At 61.9% G+C, this 23,689-nt stretch carries 21 protein-coding genes and 1 tRNA gene; 9 read left to right on the forward strand and 13 right to left on the reverse strand.

Translation table 11 applies throughout. The features are described from left to right. Positions 1–163: 163 nt before the first annotated feature. Positions 164–1,090 (forward strand): GTP cyclohydrolase MptA, encoded by a 927-nt coding sequence (gene mptA / locus ACJYUO_RS19355; RefSeq protein WP_494346977.1) that lies wholly within the window; start codon positions 164–166, stop codon positions 1,088–1,090. Here the strand turns inward: mptA and ACJYUO_RS19360 are convergent. Both ACJYUO_RS19360 and ACJYUO_RS19365 read right to left on the reverse strand, forming a co-directional pair. Beyond that, on the reverse strand, positions 1,087–1,890 hold the full coding sequence (locus ACJYUO_RS19360; protein ID WP_494346978.1) for a TrmB family transcriptional regulator: 804 nt from the start codon (positions 1,888–1,890) through the stop codon (positions 1,087–1,089). The genes mptA and ACJYUO_RS19360 overlap by 4 nt on opposite strands. An 81-nt stretch (positions 1,891–1,971) precedes the next feature. Next, the gene (locus tag ACJYUO_RS19365) at positions 1,972–3,624 is read right to left on the reverse strand and encodes a DUF255 domain-containing protein (protein ID WP_494346979.1); all 1,653 of its coding nucleotides are present in this window, start codon (positions 3,622–3,624) and stop codon (positions 1,972–1,974) included. Positions 3,625–3,762: 138 nt separating this feature from the next. Here ACJYUO_RS19365 and ACJYUO_RS19370 point away from each other — a divergent pair, with 138 nt between their 5' ends. The 3 genes from ACJYUO_RS19370 to ACJYUO_RS19380 all read left to right on the forward strand — a co-directional run bounded on the left by ACJYUO_RS19370 (position 3,763) and on the right by ACJYUO_RS19380 (position 6,653). Then, positions 3,763–4,362: an FxsA family protein gene (locus tag ACJYUO_RS19370; protein ID WP_494346980.1), complete on the forward strand. Its 600-nt coding sequence runs from the start codon at positions 3,763–3,765 to the stop codon at positions 4,360–4,362. 77 nt (positions 4,363–4,439) lie between these two features. Beyond that, a tRNA-Ile gene (locus ACJYUO_RS19375) sits at positions 4,440–4,513 on the forward strand. A gap of 904 nt (positions 4,514–5,417) precedes the next feature. Next, positions 5,418–6,653 carry a Zn-dependent hydrolase gene (locus tag ACJYUO_RS19380; RefSeq protein WP_494346981.1) on the forward strand — a complete coding sequence of 412 codons (1,236 nt, stop codon included), beginning with the start codon at positions 5,418–5,420 and terminating at the stop codon, positions 6,651–6,653. A 43-nt stretch (positions 6,654–6,696) separates the two neighbouring features. Here ACJYUO_RS19380 and ACJYUO_RS19385 read toward each other — a convergent pair whose 3' ends face one another. Beyond that, positions 6,697–7,449 (reverse strand): 3-oxoacyl-ACP reductase family protein, encoded by a 753-nt coding sequence (locus ACJYUO_RS19385; RefSeq protein ID WP_494346982.1) that lies wholly within the window; start codon positions 7,447–7,449, stop codon positions 6,697–6,699. Between the two features lie 254 nt (positions 7,450–7,703). Here ACJYUO_RS19385 and ACJYUO_RS19390 point away from each other — a divergent pair, with 254 nt between their 5' ends. Beyond that, positions 7,704–8,828 (forward strand): ABC transporter ATP-binding protein, encoded by a 1,125-nt coding sequence (locus ACJYUO_RS19390; RefSeq protein WP_494346983.1) that lies wholly within the window; start codon positions 7,704–7,706, stop codon positions 8,826–8,828. Next, on the forward strand, positions 8,825–10,009 hold the full coding sequence (locus ACJYUO_RS19395) for an ABC transporter ATP-binding protein (RefSeq protein ID WP_494346984.1): 1,185 nt from the start codon (positions 8,825–8,827) through the stop codon (positions 10,007–10,009). The genes ACJYUO_RS19390 and ACJYUO_RS19395 overlap by 4 nt, the downstream gene beginning before the upstream one ends. Before the next feature lie 85 nt (positions 10,010–10,094). Here ACJYUO_RS19395 and ACJYUO_RS19400 read toward each other — a convergent pair whose 3' ends face one another. The 3 genes from ACJYUO_RS19400 to ACJYUO_RS19410 form a co-directional block, all read right to left on the reverse strand. Next, positions 10,095–10,868, reverse strand: a complete 774-nt coding sequence (locus ACJYUO_RS19400; protein WP_494346985.1) for an SDR family NAD(P)-dependent oxidoreductase — start codon at positions 10,866–10,868, stop codon at positions 10,095–10,097. Positions 10,869–10,990: 122 nt separating this feature from the next. After that, the gene (locus ACJYUO_RS19405) at positions 10,991–11,959 is read right to left on the reverse strand and encodes an asparaginase (RefSeq protein ID WP_494346986.1); all 969 of its coding nucleotides are present in this window, start codon (positions 11,957–11,959) and stop codon (positions 10,991–10,993) included. 97 nt (positions 11,960–12,056) lie between these two features. Beyond that, positions 12,057–12,890 (reverse strand): ABC transporter permease, encoded by an 834-nt coding sequence (locus tag ACJYUO_RS19410; RefSeq protein WP_494346987.1) that lies wholly within the window; start codon positions 12,888–12,890, stop codon positions 12,057–12,059. Positions 12,891–13,014: 124 nt separating this feature from the next. Between ACJYUO_RS19410 and ACJYUO_RS19415 the strand changes: the two genes are divergently transcribed. Further along, entirely contained in the window at positions 13,015–14,772 is a 1,758-nt protein-coding gene (locus ACJYUO_RS19415; protein ID WP_494346988.1) for a TCP-1/cpn60 chaperonin family protein, read from the forward strand. Between the two features lie 132 nt (positions 14,773–14,904). Here the strand turns inward: ACJYUO_RS19415 and ACJYUO_RS19420 are convergent, their stop codons facing one another. Then, positions 14,905–15,837, reverse strand: a complete 933-nt coding sequence (locus ACJYUO_RS19420; RefSeq protein WP_494346989.1) for an ABC transporter permease — start codon at positions 15,835–15,837, stop codon at positions 14,905–14,907. 26 nt (positions 15,838–15,863) lie between these two features. Further along, complete coding sequence (locus ACJYUO_RS19425; RefSeq protein ID WP_494346990.1) at positions 15,864–17,177, reverse strand: twin-arginine translocation signal domain-containing protein; 1,314 nt, start codon at positions 17,175–17,177, stop codon at positions 15,864–15,866. 134 nt (positions 17,178–17,311) lie between these two features. On the opposite strand from ACJYUO_RS19425, the gene ACJYUO_RS19430 reads away from it, so the two are divergent. Further along, positions 17,312–18,211, forward strand: coding sequence for a polysaccharide deacetylase family protein (locus ACJYUO_RS19430; protein WP_494346991.1), 900 nt, complete (start codon positions 17,312–17,314; stop codon positions 18,209–18,211). A 430-nt stretch (positions 18,212–18,641) separates the two neighbouring features. Next, a complete protein-coding gene (locus ACJYUO_RS19435; protein WP_494346992.1) occupies positions 18,642–19,448 on the forward strand; it encodes an IclR family transcriptional regulator in 807 nt (268 codons plus the stop codon). 1,162 nt (positions 19,449–20,610) lie between these two features. Here the strand turns inward: ACJYUO_RS19435 and ACJYUO_RS19440 are convergent. The 5 genes from ACJYUO_RS19440 to ACJYUO_RS19460 all read right to left on the reverse strand — a co-directional run bounded on the left by ACJYUO_RS19440 (position 20,611) and on the right by ACJYUO_RS19460 (position 23,653). Then, positions 20,611–20,715, reverse strand: a complete 105-nt coding sequence (locus tag ACJYUO_RS19440) for a hypothetical protein (protein WP_494347081.1) — start codon at positions 20,713–20,715, stop codon at positions 20,611–20,613. Continuing rightward, on the reverse strand, positions 20,666–20,830 hold the full coding sequence (locus tag ACJYUO_RS19445) for a hypothetical protein (protein ID WP_494346993.1): 165 nt from the start codon (positions 20,828–20,830) through the stop codon (positions 20,666–20,668). Before ACJYUO_RS19445 ends, ACJYUO_RS19440 begins: the two co-directional genes overlap by 50 nt. Positions 20,831–21,406: 576 nt before the next feature. Then, entirely contained in the window at positions 21,407–21,766 is a 360-nt protein-coding gene (locus ACJYUO_RS19450; RefSeq protein WP_494346994.1) for a hypothetical protein, read from the reverse strand. Positions 21,767–21,928: 162 nt separating this feature from the next. Then, positions 21,929–22,327 (reverse strand): hypothetical protein, encoded by a 399-nt coding sequence (locus ACJYUO_RS19455; RefSeq protein WP_494346995.1) that lies wholly within the window; start codon positions 22,325–22,327, stop codon positions 21,929–21,931. 543 nt (positions 22,328–22,870) lie between these two features. Continuing rightward, positions 22,871–23,653, reverse strand: coding sequence for an IclR family transcriptional regulator (locus ACJYUO_RS19460; RefSeq protein ID WP_494346996.1), 783 nt, complete (start codon positions 23,651–23,653; stop codon positions 22,871–22,873). Positions 23,654–23,689: the final 36 nt, after the last annotated feature.

The following is a 23,689-nucleotide window of genomic DNA, read 5'->3' on the forward strand; positions in this document are numbered from 1 at the left end:
TCACTGACTGCAGAACGACCGTCCTCCCGTCATAGCTCTACCTTGTGACCAGAGGCACTTAAAGAAACGACGGCTCACTCGAGGCGATGTCGAGAACCCACTTGCCGAGCCAACAACTACTGGTTCCGAAAGGTTGAATCGCCCGCTACCCTGAATGCGGTCAATGAGTCATCAGTTGCCGGACGTGCAGGCGACGTCGCCCGACGTGACCGTCGGCCTGAGTCAGGTCGGCGTCACCGGCGTCGACAAGCTCGTCAAGATCGCCCGCGAGGGCAAGCGACCGATCGTCCTCACCGCCGAGTTCGAAGTCTTCGTCGACCTCCCCGGCTGGCGCAAGGGCGCGGACATGAGCCGCAACATGGAGGTCATCGACGAAATTCTCGAGGACGCGACCCGCGAGGAGGCCTATCAGGTCGAAGAGGTCTGTGGCGAGGCCGCCGAACGGCTGCTCGAGCGCCACGACTACACCTCGAAGGCGGAGGTCTCGATGGAGGCCGAGTTCATGCGCCGCGAGCAGACACCGGCGAGCGACCGCGAGACCCAACACACAGTCGACATCGTGGCCTCGGCGACGGCGACCGACGAGGGTACTCGCGAGGAGATCGGCGCGCGAGTCACCGGCATGACCGTCTGTCCCTGCTCGCAGGGGATGTCGACCGCCCGCGCAAAGCAGACCCTCGAGGACTTGGGCGTCGAGGAGGAGACGATCACGGAGTTCCTCGATGAAGTGCCACAGCCGGGTCACTCCCAGCGGGGGCACGCGACGCTGACCGTCGAAGCCAACGGCGATCCGTCGGTCGATCTGAACGATATCATCGACATCGCCCGGGACTCGATGAGCGCCCGGATCTACAACCTCGCCAAGCGGCCCGACGAGGACCACATGACCTACGCGGCCCACGCCGACGCAAAGTTCGTCGAGGACTGCGTGCGCGCGTTAGCCGAGGGCGTCGTCGACGAGTTCGACCATCTGGCCGACGACGCGGTGATCACGATGAGCCAGTCCAACGACGAGTCGATCCACCAGCACAACGCCCACGCCGAGCGCGTCGTGGAAATGGGGACGCTGCGGGACGAAGTCGCCGACTAAAATTCGAGCGGTTCCGCTTCCTCCCATCGCGGGATGAACTCCTCGCGGACGTTCGCCGCGAACTCGGGGTCTTTGAGATCGATCATGCCGAAGGCCTCGCCCGAGGTGAGCGGGTTCGGGACCTGAATGCAGATCTCGACGCCGTCGATGATGTTGAACGAGCCTGTCACGTCGTCGTGTGTCCGAACCTCGAAGTCATCGAGTTGCTGTAAGGTCTCCCGGTAGCGCTTGCCCACATCTTCGGACATCGCGGCGACCATCTCGCGGGTCATCAGGAGGTTGACGGAGACACCGCGGTCGATCGCGTCCTCGAGTTGAGCGTTGATCTCCTCACTGACCGCCTGAATGTCCCACTGGGGAGAGGGATGAGACGACACCATCACGATGTCGCGGTCGGCAGCCGCCAGCCGTTCTAAGAGTAGATCCATCGTCTCCTCGGGGCCGACAGCGGCGGTCCAGAATTGTTCTTCGACCGGCTCGGCCGCGTCGAGTTCGTCGGACAGATCGTCGACGATCGATTCGTACTGGTCCGCTTTCTCCTCGAGTTCGCGTTTCTTGTCCTCGAGCAGCCGGTCGAGGGCCGTCGAGGGTTCGACGGCGACGTATTTCTTCGGCCGGCTCGCGGTCTGGCTGCGCACGAGGTTGTACTGTTCGATGCTGTTTAACACGTCGTAGATCCGCCCCATCGGCACGTCGCTCGCCCGCGACAACTCCTTGGCCGTTGTGGGACCGGTGGTCAGCAGCGAACGATAGGCTCGAGCCTCGTACTCGGAGAGCCCGAGATCCCTGAGAGTAGCCATATGCGAACGCAACCCACTGGAGAAACATAAACGCTGTGGTAGTTTGGCTATCGGACGGGTTCGACCGATAGGGGCTGTGTATCAGCCGTGAATGGTCTGAACGCGTTCACTCAACTCATCGGGAGTTTCGGCAGGGGCTGAGACGTGATCGCCGCGTTCGACCCGCGCGGTCCCCGCCTCGAGGTCGTCCGCGTCGGGCACGACGACCTTCTCGTGGTCCGCGAGTCGGAGCGCCGCGCGGTGGAGATCCGACCCGGGTTCGGCGGCGACGCGGATCACCAGCGGCCCCTCGAGCAGCCGGGAGACGGCCGTCGCGTAGCGGGCGATCTGGACGCCGAACCGGTCACTGGCTCCGGCGAACGCCTCGAGTGTCTCTCGGGCGAACTCGCGATAACGGTCGTCACCGGTGAGAACTGCCAGATCGATGAGCGCGTCGGCGAACGCGACGTTCGCGTCGAGCGGTCGTAGCGGGCGATCGCAGAGGCCGACGCCCTCGGCGGGGCCGTCGAGGAACGAGTCCCCATCGTGGAGCCGGTCGATCGTCGCCTCTGCGACTGCCCTTGCGTCTTCGAGGACAGTGGGCTCGATCGTGCTCGCAGCCGTCGTCAGCGCCGCGAGCGCACGCGCCTGATTCGTAAGGAGCGGGACCGCGTTGCCGTCGGCGTCGCGTTCGACGGCCTCCTCGCGTGCATGGGCGACGACGCCGTCCTCCTCGAGCAGATCCTCGCGGAGCGTCGCCAGCGCGCGTTCGGCGTATCGACGGGAGCGTTCGTCGTCGGTGTAGGCGTAGTACGTGAGCAGCCCCTCGATCGCCAGGGCGTTCGGGCCGGCGAAGACGCCTCCGTCGACCGGCGGCTCGTCGGCGGCCGCCCGATCGGTCGCGTCGAGGCTGTAGGCGTCGTCCTCGCCGGGTGCCTGACTGTTCGCGAAGGCGTCGGCCTCGTCGTTCCACAACGTCGTCGTCAGGAACTCGACCGTGCGCTCGGCGGGGGTTCGGTACTCGTCTTTTCCGGTGTGGAGATAGGCGTTAGCGAACGCGCGCACTAACGCGGCGTTGGAGTCCAGTAGCTTCTCGCGCTGAAGCCCCGACCAGTCGCGGTCGGTCGCGAAGCGATAGAACCCGCCGTCGTACTCGTCTAACAGGTTCGCGCCGACCGCGTCGTACGAGCGCAGCGCCATCTCCCGGTCCCGCTTGAGCGCGAACTCGAGGGCGTCGGGCAGCGGGAACTTCGGGGTCTCTCCCCAACCGCCGGCGGTCTCGTCGTAGGTGTCGGTGAGGTGGCCGAGCATCCCCTGTTCGATCTCGGCGGTCAGCTCGCCCGCGGGCGGGTTGTCTTCCCGGAGCGGGCGCGGAACCCGGGCCGCGTCGCTGCCTTTCGTCTCCCACATGGTTCGGACGCTGTCGAGGACCTGCCGCATCCCGTCGGGACCGAGGTAGCCCGCCCCGGTCAAGACCTTCCCGTCGGGTGCCAGAAAGACCGTCGACGGAAAGCCGCCCATATTGTACCGGTCGCGGACCCGCGGATGGCGGTCCACGTCGACCCGCACCGGAACGAAGCTATCGTTGAGATTGGCCGCGATGCGGGGCTCGGAATACGTCTCCTCGTCCATCTCGTGGCAGTGATCACACCACGTCGCGGTCAGCGAGAGCAAGACGGGGCGGTCGGCCGCCGCGGCGTCGTCGAAGGCCTCCGGTCCCCAGTCGCGCCACTCGACACGGGTCGTATCGTCCATACCGGACCGACGAACGTTGCGAGGGTAAGCCCTTCGTTCGCGTAGGCCACGAGCCGCTCGGCTCCGGCCTCGAGGCACGCGATTCCGTTTCTGGAACGAGAGTAAAAGATTTTCACCGTTCGGCGACTAGATCGGACTATGCTCCGGTGGATCTTCGCGCTGTTGCTCATTCCGTTTCTCGACGCCGTGTTGCTCGCGGTCGTCGTCACCCAGTTCAGCTTTCTGAGCTGGGTCGGGATGATCCTGCTCGTCGTCCTGACGGGCCTGATCGGCATGCTCCTCGTCCGCGCCGAAGGCCGGCGGACGATACGAAAGATGCAGCGGACGATGGCCGAGGGCAAGCCGCCGACCAACGAACTGCTCGACGGCGGGCTCCTGATCGCCGCCGGAGCGTTCCTGCTGACGCCCGGGCTCGTCACCGACGCCATCGGCTTCCTGCTCGCCGTTCCGATAACGCGAGTCCCGATTCGCGCCGTGCTCAAGCGCTACGTGATCATCCCGTACGCGGACAAGAAAACGGGCGGGTTCGCCAGCGGACAGGTCTGGACGTTCGGCTTCCCGAACGACGGCCCAGCGGAGGGGAACACCGCCTCGAGCGGCGGCGAGACGTACGACCTCGGCGACGACGCCTACACCGTCGACGGCGAGGGCTCCGAGGACGCCTACTCGATCGATTTCGGAGACGAACGCACGGACGACGCGGACGACGAGCGAGACGACGACCCCCTCGCTCGGTAGCGGTTCGCACGGGTCGGTGAGAAAGAAACGCTTAAACATCCCACCGAGCAACTATCGAGTGCGAAGGAAGGCAGTGCGGGCCAATAGCTCAATTAGGTTGAGCGCCACTCTGATAAGGTGGAGGCTCTCGGTTCAAATCCGAGTTGGCCCACTTCTTGTGGCGACTTGTGCCGTGAGCCGAGCGTAGGTGTGGCGATGACGGATCGAACCTCGTAACGATACCTCACGAGCGCAGCCAGTGGAATCGTCCGCAGTCGCCTCGAGCCGACGGGAGCCAACGCAGTTTCTGAACCGGTTGGAGACACTCGAGACGGTCAGTTCCGACTGGCGGTCGTTGCTACCCCTGACGGTCGTCCCGACCGACTGCGCTATTTCACGCGTAGCGAAACTGTTGTCCGGAACTCGGCACCGCCCCATTCGAACATATCTATCACTATGAGATACAACTCGGGTTCGATAGGAGTAGCATCTATCAATCGCAGAATGCGCGACACACGTGGGAAACGGACGCGATCGGAAACTCGCGAAATCGGCCGCTCCGGATCGCGTTAGACGCGGCGACTCGCGATTATAGCAGACGATCGTCAATACCGTTCGGACGCCGTAAATAGGTTTAAACAGCACATATTCGACGTGTTCGATGACAAAAGCCCACTTATGTGGCCATTTTCTCCAGTCATGGCCACCGCATGAGTTCGCGCCGATCCCGTCTATCGTTACGAGAGAACGAGCCGATTCAGAGGAGTTCCATCGATGAGAGTTCCGATCTCGAGGGACTACATACAAGAATAGTCGTACTGCTGTCTATATATCTGATCCGATAGAACAGACCATATACCACATTCCATACTTTTTGAGTACGCAGCGTTACTGACCTCGGAACGACTTCGAGGCGTATCCCCACCGACAGTCGATAGCGATCCACTAGAGACCCAACACGTGGTAATCGAGTATGGCAACTTTCGCTCGGGACGATACGGGCAGAACGTGCCGGAAGTGTAGTTTGTCTAATTTTTCTGCCAACGTTCATTTGGGAGACGGCCGTCGTGTCGTGTGTGACAGTCACGCTCGAGCGCGATCGGTTCGTAGAGACGATGCGAGAACAGGCCAAAATAGGGGGAACGGACAATGGGGGCCTCCATCGAGTAGCACTGAGCGACGAGGACAAAGCGGTCCGAGACTGGTTCGTCACGCAACTCGAGGACGCCGGACTCTCCGTTCGGATCGACGAGATGGGGAACGTATTCGGCCGCCGAGAAGGGCGTCGAAACACCGAGCCCGTGCTCGTCGGATCGCACCTCGACTCCCAGCCCAACGGCGGGATCTACGACGGCGCGTTAGGCGTCGTCGCTGCGCTGGAGTTCGTCCGGACGCTGAACGACCGCGGTTTGGAAACGAAGCGCCCCGTCGAGATCGTCAACTGGACGAACGAGGAAGGGTCGCGGTTCCAGCCGGTCTTACAGGGCAGCGGCGTCTGGGCCGGCGAACTCGACCTCAAGGAAGAGTACGCGAAGACCGACGAGAACGGGCAAACAGTAGAGTCGGAACTCGAGCGAATCGGGTACAAGGGGGACCAGCCGGCGGCTCCCGCCGAAGCGTACGACTCCTACCTCGAACTCCACATCGAACAGGGGCCGGCCCTCGACGAGACGGGCGCAGACGTCGGCGTCGTCACCGGTATCGTCGGGCTCACGTGGGGCGAAGTGACCTTTCTGGGCGAGGCGAGCCACTCGGGTGCGACGCCGATGCACCACCGCAGCGACGCCCTCGTCGCGGCGTCGGATCTCATTACCCAGGTGCGTCGGATTCCGAACGCAATTGGCAAACGAACCGTCGGGACTGTCGGTGCCGTCGACGTGCAGCCAAATTCGATCAACGTCGTTCCCGGCGAGGTGACCGTCAGCTACGGGTTCCGCGATCCAGCGGCGTCGGTGATCGATCGCGCCGAAGACTGCGTCCAACGCGAAGCGGCGGCCGCCGCCGACCGCGAAGGCATCGCGTACGACCACGCGGACCGCGCGCGAGCCGAACCGGTCTCGTTCGACGATCGCTGCGTCGACGCGGTCGAACGCGCGGCGGCGGCGTTCGACTACGAGACGAGGGAGCTGTTCAGCGGCGGCGTCCACGACGCGACCCACGCCAGCGAGGTGTGTGACGCCGGGATGGTGTTCGCCGTCAGCGAAGATGGCAAGAGCCACACCGAAGACGAGTTCACCAGTTGGGACGACTGTTACAGCGCCGCGAACACCCTCGCGTCGGCCGCGCTCGAGCTGGCGACAGAGGACGCATGAGCCGGGAGTACCCGCGCTGTCTCGAGTGAGCGGGGCCGTCGAACTAATGCATCGCGTCGCCGCCGTCCGGACTGAGCGTCTGTCCGGTGTAGTAGTCGCCCCCGTCGCCGGCGAGGAAGGCGGCAGTCGGCGCGATATCCTCGACCTGTCCCAATCGCCCCATCGGGAGCTCCGCTTCCTTGTTCTCGCGCCACTCCGCGGAGATGTCGTCGAGTAGGTCGGTCTCGACCGGGCCGGGCGCGATGGCGTTGACGGTGACTGCGGGGGAGACTTCCCGCGCGAGCGCCCGCGTCATCGCGATGACGCCGCCCTTTGCGGCGGAGTAGTGGACCAGTTCCTCGCCGCCTTTGATCCCCAGTTGGGACGCGACGTTGATGATCCGTCCGTCTCCTTGCTCGAGCATGCCCGGCAGCGCGAATCGGGTCATCAGGAACACGCCGCGGAGGTCGACGGCGATCGTTTCGTCCCACGTCTCGACCGACATGTCGGCGAGTGGCGACTGCGTGAGGATGCCGGCGTTGTTCACCAACACGTCGACGGCACCCTCCCGGGCTTCGAACTCGTCGATCAGCTCGCGAACGTCGTCCTCGTCGCTGACGTCACCCGGTAAAACGAACGCATCGCCCTCGGTCGCCTCGACGCTTTCGACGACCTCCCGGCCGTACTTCGCGGGTTCGTCCGGGTGGCGGTTGACCGCGACGGTCGCACCCGCTTCCGCTAGTTCCTCGACGATACCGCGGCCGATACCTCGACTCCCGCCGGTAACCAACGCTGACTTGTCGCTAAGCTCTCCCATTACGTGTGTCCATGCTAGTCCGTCTCTTATAGTTACGGGATCGGTCGAACCGTACCGAGTCGGGAGCGGACAGCAGTCAATGACGGGCGAAGCAGTCAGGACGATCCGCCAGGCAGTCGTTTCGGACCGGTGGGTCACGGCAGCGTCTGGAAATTCGGCGGAATCGCGCTCACCGATTCGATCCCGTGACGAAACTCCGGCAAATCTCGGCCAAATCCGATACACCCATATGGTTCGGTAATACATCACACGCTATGGGCTCGACAGATATTCGACTAGAGTCGGTAGACATCTCGTTCCGGAACGAGCAGGTTCTCGAGGATGTCCATCTAGACATCGACGAGGGGGAGTTCTGCGTCATCGTCGGTCCGAGCGGTTGCGGGAAGAGCACGCTCCTCCAGAGCATCGCCGGGCTGACGGAACCGGATCGAGGTCGCGTCTTCATCAATGGGACGGACGCGGCGGAGTTGTCCGTCCAAGACCGCGAACTGGGCTACGTGTTCCAGGAGTTCGAAGACGCTCTCTTTCCGCACATGACCGTCGGCGAGAACGTCGCTTTCGGCGTCCGGCAGCAAGACGAGGAGATCGACGAGGCGGAACTGCAACGAAAGATCGACGAGATGCTCGAGTTGCTAGCGATCGGACACACGAAAGACGACCCGCCCTCGGAACTCAGCGGGGGGCAACAACAGCGGGTCGAACTCGCACGGCAACTCATTCGCGAGTGTGATACGATGTTGCTCGACGATCCGCTCGCCGACCTCGATTACAAGCTCCAAAAGCAGATGGAACTCGAGATCCGTCATCTCCACGAGGATCTCGGGAGTACGTTCGTCTACGTCACGCACAATCAGGACCAAGCGCTGAAACTGGCCGACAAGATCGTCGTGATGAACAAGGGCCGCATCGAACAGATCGGAACGCCATCGGATGTGTACCACCACCCGAAAACGGCGTTCGTCGCCCGCTTCCTCGGCGACAACAACGCCGTAGACGGGGAAGTCGTCGAGACGGATGTCGACGGCTGTATCGTCGACACTGCCTTCGGCCGCGTCGCAGCGGAGAACGTCAACGACGCGGCGGCCGGCGACACGGGACTCTTACAGATCCGGCCAGTCAACGTTGCGATCGGCGACGACGCAGTCGGCCGCGATACCGAGTTCGAGGCGACCCCGATGGGGAGTACGTACATGGGCGAGACGACGGAGATCGCCGTCTCGATCGATGGCAACGACTTCTACGCGATCGTACCCGGCAAAGCCGAAATCGGCGAGTACGACGAGACGATTCGAGTGGGCTGGGACCGCGAGGATGCACAGTTCTTCACCGAAATGAGCGTCACCGAGACCGAAACCGCAAGCGACATTCTGAAACTATGACCATAGCACAAAACGCAACGGCCGAAGCCGAATCGACGGAAACCGACACGATACTCGAGGTAAACGAGCTGACGAAGGTGTACCCCGACGGGACCGTCGCCGTCGAGGACATCAGCTTCGAGATCGATCGGGGCGACTTCTGTGTCCTGATCGGGCCGAGCGGCTGCGGGAAGTCCACGACGCTTCACTCGCTGGTCGGCCGATTCCCGATCACCGAGGGCGAAGTGATCCTCGCGGGCGAGGACATCACTCACGCGGAAACCCACCAGCGCGATATCGGCCTCGTCTTTCAGGACTTCCAGCTGTTCCCCCATCTGACCGTCGAAGAGAACATCAGATACGGGCTCGAGCAGCTCGGCCTCTCCGAGGACGAACAGACCGAGCGCGTCGAGGAAATGGTCGAAATAATGCGGCTCGACGAGATGCGCGATCGTTCGCCCGAGGAGCTCTCGGCCGGCCAGAAACAGCGGGTGGCGCTATCACGAAGCCTCGTGCTGGAACCCCAGCTCCTGTTGCTCGACGAACCGCTCGGCGACATGGACTACAAGCTCCAAAAGCGCATGGAGCGGGAGTTGCTCCGGATCCACCGGGAGATGGACACGACGTTCGTCTACGTGACCCACGACCAGACCCAAGCGATGCGGCTGGCCGACCAGATCATCGTCATGAACGACGGGAAGATCGAACACTCTGGCTCGACCGACGAGGTCTACAACGCGCCGAACACCGCGTTCGTCTCCACGTTCGTCGGGGACTCGAACGTATTCACCGGCGAACTGGTCGCGGTCAGCGACGACGGCACTCGAGCCACGGTACAGACCCCCTTCGGTGCGTTCGTCGCATCGACGGCGAACCTCCACTCCGCGCCCGACTCGCTCGTCGGCGAAGAGATTCCGTTCTCGGTGCGCCCGCAGTACCTCGAGATCGGCGCGGACGGTGAGAACGTGCTCGCCTGTGACGTCGACGACGTCATCCACCAACCCGGAGCCGGGACGCAGATCCTGCTCACGGCGACGAACGACGCCGGAGAGGCCACGGACCTACAGCTGAAGAGCCACGAAATCATCGACGTCGAAACCGACACCGTCGACATCACGTGGCGGCCCGAACACGCCACGCTCCTCGAGCGAATCAGTGTCTTGCCCGACGTCGATCTCAGCGAGGACGTCTTGGGCGAATAACGGAGCCGTCTCGACCGCGTCTCGATTTCTCGCTCGCGTCGATCGCTCGTCGAGCTGTCGCCACGATGTATCGGAAGCGACCGCGCTACCGCGCCGTCCAGCCGCCGTCGACGGAGAGGACGTGACCGGTGACGAAGTCGCTCCGATCGCTCGCGAGAAACAGCGCCGCGTCCGCGACGTCCTCGGGCTCGCCAAATCGGGGCCACGGGGTCCGGTTTTGCCAGTCCTCGAGGAGGTCTTCGTCGGTTTCGCGCCACTCGTGGTTCTGGGCGGTCTTGATGATGCCGGGTGCCAGCGCGTTGACGTTGATCTCGTCGGCGGCGTAGTCGAGTGACAGCTGTCGCGTGACGTTCGCGACGCCGCCCTTCGAGGCGCAGTAGGCCGCGCTGTGTTCGCCGCCGACGAGACCGTAGATCGACGCGAGGTTGATGATCTTCGCGTTGTCGCTGTCCCGGAGTTCGGGTATCGCCGCCCGCGTGAGGAGGAACGTTCCGCCGAGATTGACGTCGATAATGTCGTCCCACGCCTCGTCGGGCGTCTCGTGGGCCTGATACTGCTGGTAGATCCCGGCGTTATTGACGAGAATGTCCAGCCCGCCGTACTCGGCGACGGCGGTTTCGACCGCCGCTTCCGCGTCGTCGGCGCTCGAGACATCGGTTTCGACGAACGTCGCGTCCGCGCCCGCGTCGTCGAGTTTCTCGAATACCGATCGCTCGTCCTCGAGCTTCGGTTCTTTGCGGATGTCCGCGACGACGACGTTCGCCCCCTGTCGGCCGAATGCCGCCGCAATGGCGTTTCCGATGCCGGAACTCGCGCCGGTAACCAGTGCTGTCCGTCCGTCTAACCGTTGTGCGGTCATGACACTCATACCTCAGCAGTTCGATAATAATAATGGTATCGATGCCCGCGGTCTCGTCGACTACACCGCGGTCGCTGCCCACCCGCTGCCGAGCGGTCACTGCAAGTGCGTTGTGCGTCGGGTCACTCGGCCGGGAACTGCTCGAGCGGCTCGTTCGTCGCGGTCACGGCGAGTGCGAGTTTGATTCGTGCCTTCTGTGCGGAGAGGTCGCCGGCGAATCCGACGCCGTGTTGGCGCAACGTCTCGCCGCCGCCCGGATTGCCGTAGACGGGAGCCGTGGCCCCGCCGAGACAGCGCGAGGCGACGACGACCGGAATACCCGCCTCGAGCGCGTCGGCGATCGCGTCGCTGAGGGCCGCGGTCGTGTTACCGAGGCCGGTGCCTTCGATAACGAGGCCGTCGACGCCCGCCTCGACCGCCTCGTCGACGGGATCGCGCGGACAGTCGGCATAGCTCGGCACGATCCGGACCGCCGCGTCCGGCACGACGGGGTCGAAGCGCGCGTCCGGTTCGGGCGGCGAGTAGTGAAACCGGAAGCCGCTGTGATCGTGTGAGGCGACCGGCCCCGAATCGGGCGACCGGAACGTATCGAGGCGGCTCGTATGGGCTTTCGTGGCGGTCCGTGCCTCGTGGAGTTGCTCGTCGAAGGCGACGTAGGAGCCGCCGGCCGCCTGCACGGCGTCGTGGGTTGCGGCTCGAACCGCGGTAACGATGTTCGCGGGGCCGTCGGGACTGATTTCGTCGGGTCGGCGCTGTGCGCCCGTGAACACGATCGGGGCGTCGACGCCCAGAGTCTGGTCGGCGAAAAACGCCGACTCCTCTAAGGTGTCCGTACCGTGGGTGACGACGATCGCGTCGGCACCCGACGAGATCGCCGCTTCGGCCTGTCGGACGATCGTCACCATCGTCTCGAAGTCCATGGTGAAACTCGGAATCTGTGCGACCTGTTCGACCGAGACGGACGCGTAGTCATCGATCTCGGGAATGTCCGCGAGCAGTTCGGACCCCTGCTTGTCCGGTCTGGCACCGTCATCCGTACCGGTGCTTGCGATCGTGCCACCTGTGCTGAGTATGTGGACGTTTGAATTCATGCTGTCTGTGGGGTGATATTTGACGCACCTAATCGTTTCGAAGCGAGAAGCGAGAGCGAACGCGGACGGCAGTGGAAAGAGAGATCGGAGCCATCGGTTAGTTTGCCGTATTGCGGATGACGAGCCAGCCGGCGATGAGGAGCAAGACTGTCGAGAAGATCGTCGTCACGCTGCCGAGGGCGAACAGTTCCGGCGTCGCCCGGTCGGCCGACGCCACCGAGAACACCTGAATCGGCATCGTCGTCTCCCGACCGACGAGCAACAGCCCGCGCTCGGCTTCGTTGTACGAGAGCGTGAACGCGAACACCGCCGCGCCGAGGACCGTCGGCAGAATCTGTGGCAAGACGATCTTGCGAAAGCTGGTGAGTTTGCTGGCACCCATCACCTGTGCCGCCCGCTCGTTTTCCCGCAGATTCGGCGGGAAGCCGGCGAGCAGTACGATCACGGCGAAAGGCAGCGTCCAGACGACGTGGACCGGAATCGCGAGCATGAGCCCTCGGCTAAGCTGAAACACCTGCGTCAGCAGTAACAACGTCCCGACGCCGTACGTGATCCCCGGCGTGATGATGCCGAGGATAATGAGATACAACATGCCGCGTTGCCCCCAGAAGTCGTACCGGTACGCGAGGGCGGTCGCCGTCGCGAGCAAGGTCGTGATGACGGTCACGACCAACGCGAGTTGAATCGACCGGGAGATCGCCCCCCACATCGTATCGTTTGCGAACAAGGACTCGTAGGCCTCGAGCGTAACGCCGGCAAAGGGTGCCGTCACGCCGCCGGTGTTGAACGAAAACACCACCAGGGAGATGATCGGCGCATAGATGTAGATCGCCATCAGGACGAAATACGCCGTTACGAGTCGCTTGGTACTGAGCCGATTCAGCAGCCCCGTTACTGTAGATCCGTCTGTCGAACTCTGGCGAGTAGCCATCACCCAATGTGGTACCTCATCACACATAAAACATGGTTTTTTACGTGACCCCCTCGCTTGCCGGCGACTTCGGCCCCGCTGCAACAACAGTCATAAGGCTTGAAACCTGATTTCAGATCAGATCATGTCCCGAGACGACAGTGAGCTTTCTTTTCCGCAAGCAAACATTGCAGCAATCAAGGGAATCGCGGGCGTTCTCGCCCCGTCGCTCGGCCCCGTCTCACACGATAAGTTCATCGGGGAGCGAACCGCCTCGCAGGGGGCGTCGCCCGACGGGGTCGCGTACGACGAGTACGTCGTCACCGGTGACGGGCGAACGATCCTGGAAGCGCTACCGCTAGAGCACCCGATAGCGCCCGTCGTCAGACGGGTTGCGGGCGACGAGTTTCCAGAAGACACCGAAACGGTCGGCGAACACGTCACCGACGGCGTCACGTCGACAGTTCTGCTGCTCGCATCGCTGCTCGACGAGGCCGAGACGCTACTCGAGCACGGGGTTCACCCGACATCGGTGCGTCAGGGGTACGTCGACGCGCTGTCGGTCGCGACGGATTCCGTCCGCGACTCGCGCCGCCAGTTGGATTCGTTTTCGGACCCTGCGGCCGCCGAACGGGCGGTCGCACGAACCGCGATGACCGGCAACGACGTGGGTGGGATGGCCGACCGGTGGGCCGAGTTCGCACGCGATGCGGCCACCGAAGTCGGCTATCCGACGCCGGAGACGTTCGGCGTAGAGGGGGTGTCGACCGGCTCGATCGGGGACTCGAGGCTGCTTCGGGGAACCGTCCTGCCGAGAAACGAGGTCGTCTCCGAGCGGATGCCGACCGCGGTCGACGACGCGACCGTCCTCGTCCTGTCGGGCTTCGAACGCGGGGACGCGGGGGACGGCCGCGTCGGCGGCCTCCGGAACCCCGAACTCACGCAGGAAGCGACGATCGAGATCACCGATCCGGGCGATATCGCGGGCTACGAGGATCTGTACGCGGAGCGACGGGGCGAGATCATGGAGGCGCTTATCAAACACGATGTAGACGTCGTCGTCACTCGGCTCGGGATCGACGATCGCTACCAGCGACAGCTCGCCGACGCCGGTATCCTCGCGGTTCGCGGCGTGAACCGGCTCAAACTCGCACGGGTCGCCAAGGCGACGGGGGCGAGTCAGGTCAGAGACCCGAGCGACATCACCGTGGCGGATCTCGGCTACGCGGGACGGGTCGAACAGCAACGCGCCGAGAAACGGAGCGGGCGGCGGGAGCGACGGCGGCTCGTCGTCTTCGACGGCTGCCGGACTCCCGGCTCGATGACCGTCTTCCTCCGCGGAAACTGGGGGGAACTCAGATCCGAGGCGACGCGACAACTCCGTAAGGCCACCGCCGCAGTCGCGTCGGCGCGTGGCGAACACGGTCGCTCGGCGGGCGTCGTGCCCGGCGGCGGCGCGGTCGATATCGGCGTCGCGCGGGACGTTCGCGCGGCGGCACCGGGAACCGGCTCTCGCGCCCAACTCGCGATGAACGCCTTCGCCGACGCCGTCGAGCGGATTCCGTACGGGCTCGCCAAAAACGCGGGTCTGGATCCGATCTCGACGCTTGCCGACCTCAGAGCGGCGGCAGGCGAAACGGGGTACGAGAGCGGACTGTTCCTTCCCGAGGGAGTCGTTACCAACGTGGCAGAACACGGTGTCCTCGAGCCGTTCGCTCTGAAAACGTGGAGCTACGTGACCGCGGTCGAAGTCGCTGGAACGGTCCTTCGAATCGACGACGCCATCGACGCGAAACGGTCTCGAGAACCCGCCGACGAGGGAGACGTCATCTTCGATGACCACGCCGAGAAACACCAAGACCATCTGGACGAACACGGCACGGACGGAACCATCTGGGAGTAGGGTCGGTCTCGAGGATGCGGCAGTATCGGTTTTTCCAGGTACACGACACCAAATCAGATCCCGAAACCCCGTCGTTCAGAACCCCGTCGTTCGGAACCAATGTGACTCGAGTCGAAAACGGAAATGGCGGCGCTAGTTCTGTGCGATCTCGCTGATGTCGACGACGCGGAACAGCGCGAAGACGAACGCGAAGATCACGACCAGTAGCATGATCGACATCGCCGACGCGTTCGGGTAGTGGAGGCCGCGCTGGACTTCCTGGTAAATCAGTCCGGTCAGGGTCGCAGAGCCCGAACTGAGGAACTGCGGGATGGTGAGGTTCCCGATCGCGAGGACGAACGTGAACATACAGCCGATGGCGACGCCGGGCAGGCTGAGCGGCCACGTGACGTTGCGAAACGTCGCGATCGAATCGGCGCGCAGCGTCTCCGAGGCGTCGAGCAGATCCTCGTCGATCTGGGACAGTGAGATGTAGATCGGGGCCGCCATGAACACGAGGAAGTTCTGCAGGTAGCCGACGATCTGCGAGAAGAGGCTAAAGATGAGCCACCGAAGCGGTTCGTCGATGACCCCGATCGAGAGGAGGACCCAGTTGATGGCCCCGGATCGGCCCAGGATCGGGAACCACGCGATCGTCCTGATGAGTTCCGAGGTCCAGAACGGAATCACGAGGAACAACAGCAGGATGATCCCGCCCAACTCGCTGGTGTAGAACCGAAGGTAGTACGCGATGGGGTAGGCGAACACGAGCGTGAGCAGCGTCACCAGTATGCCGGTGCCGATGGTGCGAGCGAAGACTGCACGGACCGTCCCGTCGGTGAAGACGCGGGTCCACGGGTCCAGCGTGAACTCGTATATCACGCTGAAACTCGAGTAGGACATGAAGCTGTAGAAGCCGATGACGGCAAGCGGCAAGAGGAGGAACGCGGTGAACCACGCGACCGTCGGCAGTGACAGTGCGTACGGCTCGCTCAGGGCCAGCCGCGAACCCGTACCCTCGCTCGCCGCTCGGTCCGGTACTGATCGATCGTCGGCGGAATCAGCCGCGGTATCGGTCGTCGTCATTGTGGAGTGTCTCCCATATTCTCGGATTATGCGGCGAGGAAGTCGCCCCAGCGGTCCTGCATGTAGTCCGCCTCGTCGGGCCAGATCTGGAAGAACCCGATGTTGTCGAAGCGCTCCTCGATCGGGCCGCTGTCGCGGGTCGACCCGTCGGCATTCGGCTCGCCCTCCTCGTCGGACCAGTCGTACTCCTGGGGATCGAACAGCGCCGGTTCGTCAACCGCATCGTAGGTGCTTTCGCCGCGGTAGGCCCAATCGTAGTATTCGGGACCCATCCCTTCGCCGGAGTCGTCGGAGCCGTCACGAACGAGTTCCGTGTTCTCGTAGTGGGGAACGGAGTACCCCCATCCCTGAACGAATCCGGGGTACCAAGCGCCGTAGTGAACGTCGTTCAGGAGCGATCGGACTGCCCCGAGGTTGTCGCGTTCTCGAGCGCCGGGGTCGACCGGCGCGATGCCGCCGAACCAGTAGCGGTAGCCCTGAATGCCGCCGTCCATGGTCGCGTACGTACACGGCGTTCCCTCGCGCCGGACGTCCATCGCCGCCGGTTGCCAGAGGTCGCCGATCACCGCTTCTTCGCCGGCCATCTGGGTCACGGATTCGCCGTAGGCTTCCCACGTCGTCCGGAACTGGCCGGCCTCTTTCTGTTCGATCAAGAAATCGATGGCGGCGTCGAGTTGTTCTTGGGACGGGTTATTGAGGTCGCCGATCTCCCCGTCGACTATGTCGGTGTCGACCATGTGCATCAGCGCCTGCGGGATGGTGATCGCCGCGGTTTCCCCGATGACGGACTGACCCTCGTACTGCTCGTCGAACAGGGCGCTCCAACGCGACACCTCGTCGACGAACTTGGGGTTGTACCCGACCGCGTCGAAGTTATACGCGTGTGGCGGGAACTGGAGTTCCGTCTGCTCGTCGTCCGCCCACAGGAGGTCGTTGATCGTGTCCGTCTGCGCACCGAGGTAGCTCAGGCGCTCGCCGGGATTGGTGAAGGCGTCGGAAACTTGCGTTTCGTCCCAGTTATCTAGCTCGTCGGTTGGCGTCGGGATCGTGACATCCGATAGCGCACCAGCGCCGGAGGTTTCGACGCTGTAGGCGTCGATCGACGAGTTCTCACCGCCGAGCAATCGTTGCTGGACCGTCGGGATCGTCGCCGTCGTGACGTCGATCTCGTTGCCGGTCATTTCGCTGTACTTCGCCGCCTGTTCGTCGCGGGCCGCCCATGCGGGACCGATCCAGCGGAGGCCCTCATCGCTGCCGCCGCCGCCGATACAGCCGGCGAGGCCAGCTGCGGCAGCTGCACTTGCACCCTTGACAAAGTTTCGTCTGTTAATACCAGACATGCTTCTGAAGGTAGTGCGAGATAGCATAAAGGTATCGGTGCTACCACCCCACGGCGGGACGCGGCGACTGAACCGGACAATATTACTGGAGTGCAAGTACTTAACCAACTTCGAAGAGGTCATCCGATCGTACTATGGGAGACATAGACGTAGCAATCGGGATCGACGTTGATTGTGTCGCCGGCTGGCTCGGCTCCTACGGCGGCGAGGATTCGCCAGCGGACCTCTCGCGCGGACTCTGCGCGGGGAACGAAGGGATTCCGCGGATGCTCCAACTCCTCGAGGACGAGAACGTCAAGGGATCGTGGTACGTCCCGGGCCACTCGATCGAGACGTTCGAGGAGGAGGTCCAAGCGGTCGCCGACGCCGGTCACGAACTCGGCGTCCACGGCTATTCCCACGAGAATCCGACGGATCTCTCGCGCGAACAGGAAGACGAGATTATCGCCGTCTCGAAGGACCTCATCGAGGATGTCACGGGCGAAGAACCCGTCGGCCACCGCGCGAGTTGGTGGGAGTTCAGCGAGAACACGCCGGAACTCGTCGAAAAGCACGACTTCCTATACGATAGCAGCCTGATGGAACGGGAGTTCGAGCCGGGGTACATGCGCAAAGGCGACGACTGGGAACCGATCAAGTACGATCAGGAGCCGGAAACCTGGATGACGCCCTACGAGTACGGCGAGGAAACGGACATCGTCGAGGTGCCGATCAGCTGGTACCGCGACGACATTCCGCCGATGCTGTTCATCAAGCAGCCGTCGTACAACGCCGGCTACAAGAGCCCCGTCATGATGTACGAGGAGTACTACAAGGCACAGTTCGATTACCTGTACAACCGACGCGGTGCCGGCGTGTACACCTTCACCATTCACCCGGACATTCACGGGCTGCCGCACATGATCCCGCTGTTCGAGGACTTCATCCAGTACGTCAAGAGCCACGAGAACGCGGAGTTCAAGACGATCGAAGAGATCGCTCACAAGTTCGAAGACGATCCGTCGGTCTACGAGAGCGAAGGCGAGTACATCTAGAGCCGCGTTCCGACCGGGACACACCGCTATTTTTGCGCGCTTTGCTCAGTACGTTCGAAAGGAGCCGCAATAGCCCCGCCATCGAACGTGTACTCACAGCGCCATCGATTTGCATTCTGCAAACACGATTCTAAGGGGGCGACCATACAGGCACCAGATACCGCCATAATAGCTATAAGAGGAGGATATATCCATAATAATAGCAAGAATGTTCACAGAAGCGAGATCGGTCCCGCAGACACGTTTGCAGATAGCAAACGTGGAACAGAACCATGGCATACTGAGACTTGGTAACTATCCTCTCATTTTCCGAAAAAGCGCATCACTGAAGCGACCCGAGAAAAATTCAGGGTGATCGAATGGAATAAATCTCAGTTGTCACGTTTGCAGTCCACAAACGATTTAGGCGCGGTCGTGGTAAGACATCACGATGACAGAGAACCCATCCGACCCCGGCTCGCCTCGGACGCTCCAGACGGTCACGCGGACGCTGGACGTGATCAAAGCACTGAAAGAATTAAACGGGGCGACCGTCACCGAACTGGCGACCGAACTCGATCTCTCGAAGGGCGGAGCATACAACCACTTGACGACGCTCAGGCAGAACGGATTCGTGATCAAAAACGGCGACGAATACGACCTCAGTCCGCGGTTCATCCTCATCGGCGAGCACGTCCGTCAGGAGAACCTCCTGTACCGGTTCGGCAAGAAAGAGATCGACAAGCTCATCGAAGAAACCGGCGAGTACGCACAACTGGTGACCGAAAAACACGGGCTGGGCATCGTTCTCTATCTGAAACGCGGCGAAAAGGCGATCGGCAGCGACTATCCGGATCAGATGGAACGGAAACCGCTCGGCCTGCATCACACGGCTGCAGGAAAGTCGATCCTCGCGCATCTGCCGGACGAACGGGTCGAAGAAATCGTCGACCAACACGGACTCCGAAAGCGGACTGCGAACACGATTACGGACATCGACGACCTCCTCGAGGAGCGAGAGACGGTCCGCGAGCGGGGGTACGCCTACAACATCGAAGAAGAGGTCGAAGGGCTACGGGCCGTCGGTGCGGATATCAAAGGACCTGACGGGGATATCCTCGGTGCGGTAAGTCTCTCGGGACCGAAAAGCCGGATGCAGGGCGAACGGTTCGAGCAGGAACTCCCGGAAATGGTGATGAACACCGCCGACGTCATCGAAGTCAACATCAACATGCACACGCAGTCGACGCAGTTTTGAGGGGAGAGCGGCGCTGTCGTGCCCTATTTCGTGTATCCAAGCCACGTTGTGATTGAGTCGGAAGCTATAGTTTACAATCATATAGGTGTGATACCTCTTTAGAAGCGGTACTCTGCTCGTGTTCGTCCAGCAATAAGACGGAGTTACCCAATTACAGGTATATGATTGTAACTCACTGGATCGAGGGGACGAACCGCAGTGTGGGCAGCCGGTTTGCCGATCGATGCAGTATCACGGGGGTGTTTCAATCGTGGTTTGGGCTGAGGGCGCTGTTCAGCGCCGGACGAGGGATGAGCCAGTGTGAGCTGCTCGTGGCTCGTGCCACGAGTCGATTACCGCAACGGTGCTAACACAGCGATCCGATCGGATTCTGTAGCCCAGGAGGCGACACCGTAAGGTCTGATGCGATCGCGTTCCACGCGATACCGGACAGAATTATCAAAATAATATACATGTCGAGGATTCGTTGATTCGGTGGCGAACGCTCACGGAAAGTCGTTTACGAACAGGGATAGAAAGCTGATTTGCGACTCGACACTGCTGTGAAACCGATGTACCCGCACTCGAGGAAACCGTGATTCGGATCGACGAGCGGCAGTAGTGACCGGACGCTCCGTCGGTTCCGAAGCGATCAGAGCTCGGTATAATCGGTTTCTCGGTTACGATCACCGGGAGAGCTGAACTCGTTTTCCTTGATCGATCGGGCAATACAGCATCGATAGTACCTGATTGCTCGTCGATGGACCACGGAATCTCTAGACGATACTTCGCTAATCTGAGCTCCGATTGCAATAGTGAAATATAGAATTTAACACTATACATATGTGTTTTAGAGTTGAACTGTATTTGAACACCACTATTCCCAAACTAATTCAGACACGGATAACCGGTGCCCGCAGAATCGTCGGTCCGAGCCTTCGTCGTCCGACACGACGCTACGACCGGAACACGACCGAATCGGATAGCCGGAGACTCGCGAACGTCACCGGTGGCACGTTCACGGCTCTCGAGTGCGGACGACGAACCTCGAGGAGGCCCTCGAAAACGACCTCGCAGATTACCAGGGCCGACCGTCGGCCGTGGATCCGTTCGTCACGTCGGCGACGGTGCCGCTGTTGACGTTCTCGATGCGGCTGGTTCCGTACCTGTTGTCGATGAGAGACTACTTCTGTATCGCGCCGGTCCACCACGTCCACTGCTGGAGGCTGGCACCGGGATCAGTCGATCCGTCGGTGACCTCGAGGGCTTTCGTGCTGTTCTGGTTGATGATTCGGTACTCGCCTCCCGACGTGTTCGACCCACCAGCGCTGGCAGAAACAGTCGTTCGCCGACCACTGCTGGACGGTGGCACCATCGTCGGTCGACGCGCTTGCGACCTCCATCGGTTTCCCACTGTTGGCGTTGACGATCTCGTAGATTCCGTCGTCGCCGTGACTGAACCGGTCGCCCCGGTCACGAACGCGCCGACACCGATCGATTTCAGGTCTGTTCGTCGATCTACGTCTAATTGGTTGTGATTGTCAATCGTGAAAATGTGTTTGGTGTCTATTCGGTGGTATTATTTCAGAATAAAATCCAAGAGACGCCGTGTGACCCATCGAACCGCCGGAGCAACCCGCGAATCCGCCGTGTATCGTACGTTGTCGCGATTGTGGTCAGTCGAACAGTAACGTATCCCGTATTCGTTGGAAACATACTACTGGTTCCGCATAGCAGGAAGCAGCAGACTGATCACGGGACACTGTTTATCGTTACAATTACTGTTCGCCATTACCGAAGTACTGAAAGCGGTTGGGTGCCTCTGAAACGACCGACCCGAGAAAGCTCTCATCAGCCTCGAGAAATTATACGGCCGTAGGTGTGTAAGGGAGAGCGTAACGTCCGGACGAAAATCACGTTCGAGACGACCGAAACGGATTCGAACTGGGACGCGACGACAGTTCGTTTCGGCCGGAGATTCACGGCATCAACGGCGTGAGCAGCGGTTCGCGGGAGATCAGGAGGACGACGTTGTTGCTCGCGAAGATGGCATACAGGACGACGACCGCAGCCACGAAGCCGATGTCGAACGGCCGCGAAAGGACGTACCCGATCGCGATCACGAAGCCGGCGTAGATGACGGCAGCGAGGACGACGCCGGCGAGTCCGAAGAGCTCGTGCAGAAACACGGTCACTGGATTCAGTTCGTACGCGTAGGGTACGACGAAAAAGAGGATCGTCGCGACGAGATCGACGAACCAGACGCTGAAAAACGCGGCGCGGAGGCTGGTGGTACCCGGTCTGTCCAACCCGATTCCGATCGAGGACGTTTCCACCATCGTATTCGAATAGAGTGGACTGCGAGCATTACGCCTTTGACTTGCGGTTTCCGGCACTGTGAGCGGTTCACACCATCGATATCGGTGGCGATGACACCGGTGTAAACGGCCGCCGGAGGGCCGCCCGCGGGATTCGGTTCAGCCGGTGTTCCCCGGTCCAACTCAGCCGTCGGCCGAGAGGCGTTCGAAGTCGGTGTCGGGACAACCGTTCGGCTTCGACGGGACGTGTCGATGTGCACGTAGCTCGCCGTCAACAACGACGGTCAACAGGATGTCGTTCGCCGCGATCGCCTCGAAGCGATCGACCGGAAGCACGAGCTGGTCGACGACCGCCTCGCCGTCCTCGAGCAGGAGAACGACGTGTTCGTCGTCGACGATACGATCGACGACCCCGACGTACAGATCGGTGCCGTCGAGTTCGTCGCCGATCGCAGCGTTGGGTTGGTCGGCCGAGTCGGCGGTGCTCGCGCCGGCCGTCGTCACCGCGGCGAGCGTACCCGCCCCGAGCATACCGAGCGTTCGAAGAACTGTTCGTCGCGATCGTCGGGAGTGATCCGACATACCCCCGTTGGCCGCGGTTTGAGTAATAAACCCTCGTCCAACCGGCGGTTCCACGCTGTACCGTGGGATTGGAATTCCGTAGCAGTAGTGGAACTATAGTAGCCACTGAAACGATGTACACACTGATCGCGACGCAGTCGTGCGATCAGGTGTGCACTGACTTTCGGTGGCTACTATAGTATGGCTCTCGAGTCGTCGTCTCCACTCTCGAGATTCGCTATCCGAACGGGACACTGAAACAGCGATTCCGGACCCGATCGGTTCGTCGGTCGGTCACTGAGCTGATCGTTTCGAAAGCCGAAGACTATCGTTTCGACGAGCAGGAAGAGATATCCGTTTTTCGGGAGAGATAGTTCGATCGTCGAAATATTGATCCCAGTTTGAGGAATTTTCTACGAGTATCTGTCCTTGTTTTCCCTGTAAGATGCTACCGACCGGCCGGCGTTTCATCCAGTAAAACACCTGTTCCGACGGGCGGTTTCGTCGCCGGTCAGCGAATACGTACGGTCGGGCAATTTCGGCAGCCGCTTCGAGTTCGACACATCAGCCGTATGCGAGCGTGACTCTGATCTCGCCTGCCTTGTCCCGGAGTCGCGTCGGGAGTTCATTGTGGACGTACTCGTCCGTGAATCGGCTGGTCGGTCCGAAGACGGCCAGCGAGCCGAGGAACTCGTCATCGGGCGTATAGACGGGGACGGCGACGCCGCGGAGCCCGTCCATGTGTTCCTGATTGTTCACCGCGTACCCGCGCTCGCGAATCGACTCGAGTTCCGAAAACAGTGCGTCGGAGTCGGTGATCGTGTTCGATGTGATCCGCTCGAGGCCGACCGCGTCGATATACTCGCGGACCGCCTCGTCGTCCCACTCCGCGAGAATGAGTTTGCCTGAGGCCATCGAGTGCAGCGGCCGTCGCTGGCCGATCATCGTATTCGAGAGGCTGCCATAGCGGTGGACGTAGACGGCCTCGTTGTCCTCTTCGACGATGAACACCGCTCGTTCGTCGGTCTCCTGCCCGAGTTCGAACACCGCGCGCTTGGCTGCCGTGTATCCCACGTTTCGGGATCGGGCTTGTTCGCCGAGTTCGACGAAACGGAACCCGACGTAGTAGGCCCCGTCGCGCTCGATCACGTAGCCCAGATCGGTAAGCGTTTGCAGGTGCCGATAGACGGTACTCTTCGGGAGGTCGGTCCGGTCCGTGAGGTCCGCGATCGTGACACCCTCCTCGGCTTTGAGCGCCTCGAGGAGCGTGAACGTTTTCCGAGTGGTCGAGACGCCGACTGCGTCGGCGTCGGCCTCGACCTCGGTTTCGTCCCGATCCGTATCCATATCCGATGATATTCACACGTCGCAATTAATGTTCCG

The sequence above is a fragment of the Natrinema sp. CRL1 genome (assembly GCF_059162405.1).

Excerpts from the sequence above, each read along its gene's own strand:
- mptA (WP_494346977.1), top strand. The coding sequence starts at position 164 with ATGAGTCATCAGTTGCCGGACGTGCAGGCGACGTCGCCCGACGTGACC.
- ACJYUO_RS19360 (WP_494346978.1), bottom strand. The coding sequence starts at position 1,890 with ATGGCTACTCTCAGGGATCTCGGGCTCTCCGAGTACGAGGCTCGAGCC.
- ACJYUO_RS19365 (WP_494346979.1), bottom strand. The coding sequence starts at position 3,624 with ATGGACGATACGACCCGTGTCGAGTGGCGCGACTGGGGACCGGAGGCC.
- ACJYUO_RS19370 (WP_494346980.1), top strand. The coding sequence starts at position 3,763 with ATGCTCCGGTGGATCTTCGCGCTGTTGCTCATTCCGTTTCTCGACGCC.
- ACJYUO_RS19385 (WP_494346982.1), bottom strand. The coding sequence starts at position 7,449 with ATGGGAGAGCTTAGCGACAAGTCAGCGTTGGTTACCGGCGGGAGTCGA.
- ACJYUO_RS19390 (WP_494346983.1), top strand. The coding sequence starts at position 7,704 with ATGGGCTCGACAGATATTCGACTAGAGTCGGTAGACATCTCGTTCCGG.
- ACJYUO_RS19395 (WP_494346984.1), top strand. The coding sequence starts at position 8,825 with ATGACCATAGCACAAAACGCAACGGCCGAAGCCGAATCGACGGAAACC.
- ACJYUO_RS19400 (WP_494346985.1), bottom strand. The coding sequence starts at position 10,868 with ATGACCGCACAACGGTTAGACGGACGGACAGCACTGGTTACCGGCGCG.
- ACJYUO_RS19405 (WP_494346986.1), bottom strand. The coding sequence starts at position 11,959 with ATGAATTCAAACGTCCACATACTCAGCACAGGTGGCACGATCGCAAGC.
- ACJYUO_RS19410 (WP_494346987.1), bottom strand. The coding sequence starts at position 12,890 with ATGGCTACTCGCCAGAGTTCGACAGACGGATCTACAGTAACGGGGCTG.
- ACJYUO_RS19415 (WP_494346988.1), top strand. The coding sequence starts at position 13,015 with ATGTCCCGAGACGACAGTGAGCTTTCTTTTCCGCAAGCAAACATTGCA.
- ACJYUO_RS19420 (WP_494346989.1), bottom strand. The coding sequence starts at position 15,837 with ATGACGACGACCGATACCGCGGCTGATTCCGCCGACGATCGATCAGTA.
- ACJYUO_RS19425 (WP_494346990.1), bottom strand. The coding sequence starts at position 17,177 with ATGTCTGGTATTAACAGACGAAACTTTGTCAAGGGTGCAAGTGCAGCT.
- ACJYUO_RS19430 (WP_494346991.1), top strand. The coding sequence starts at position 17,312 with ATGGGAGACATAGACGTAGCAATCGGGATCGACGTTGATTGTGTCGCC.
- ACJYUO_RS19435 (WP_494346992.1), top strand. The coding sequence starts at position 18,642 with ATGACAGAGAACCCATCCGACCCCGGCTCGCCTCGGACGCTCCAGACG.
- ACJYUO_RS19445 (WP_494346993.1), bottom strand. The coding sequence starts at position 20,830 with ATGGAGGTCGCAAGCGCGTCGACCGACGATGGTGCCACCGTCCAGCAG.
- ACJYUO_RS19450 (WP_494346994.1), bottom strand. The coding sequence starts at position 21,766 with ATGGTGGAAACGTCCTCGATCGGAATCGGGTTGGACAGACCGGGTACC.
- ACJYUO_RS19455 (WP_494346995.1), bottom strand. The coding sequence starts at position 22,327 with ATGTCGGATCACTCCCGACGATCGCGACGAACAGTTCTTCGAACGCTC.
- ACJYUO_RS19460 (WP_494346996.1), bottom strand. The coding sequence starts at position 23,653 with ATGGATACGGATCGGGACGAAACCGAGGTCGAGGCCGACGCCGACGCA.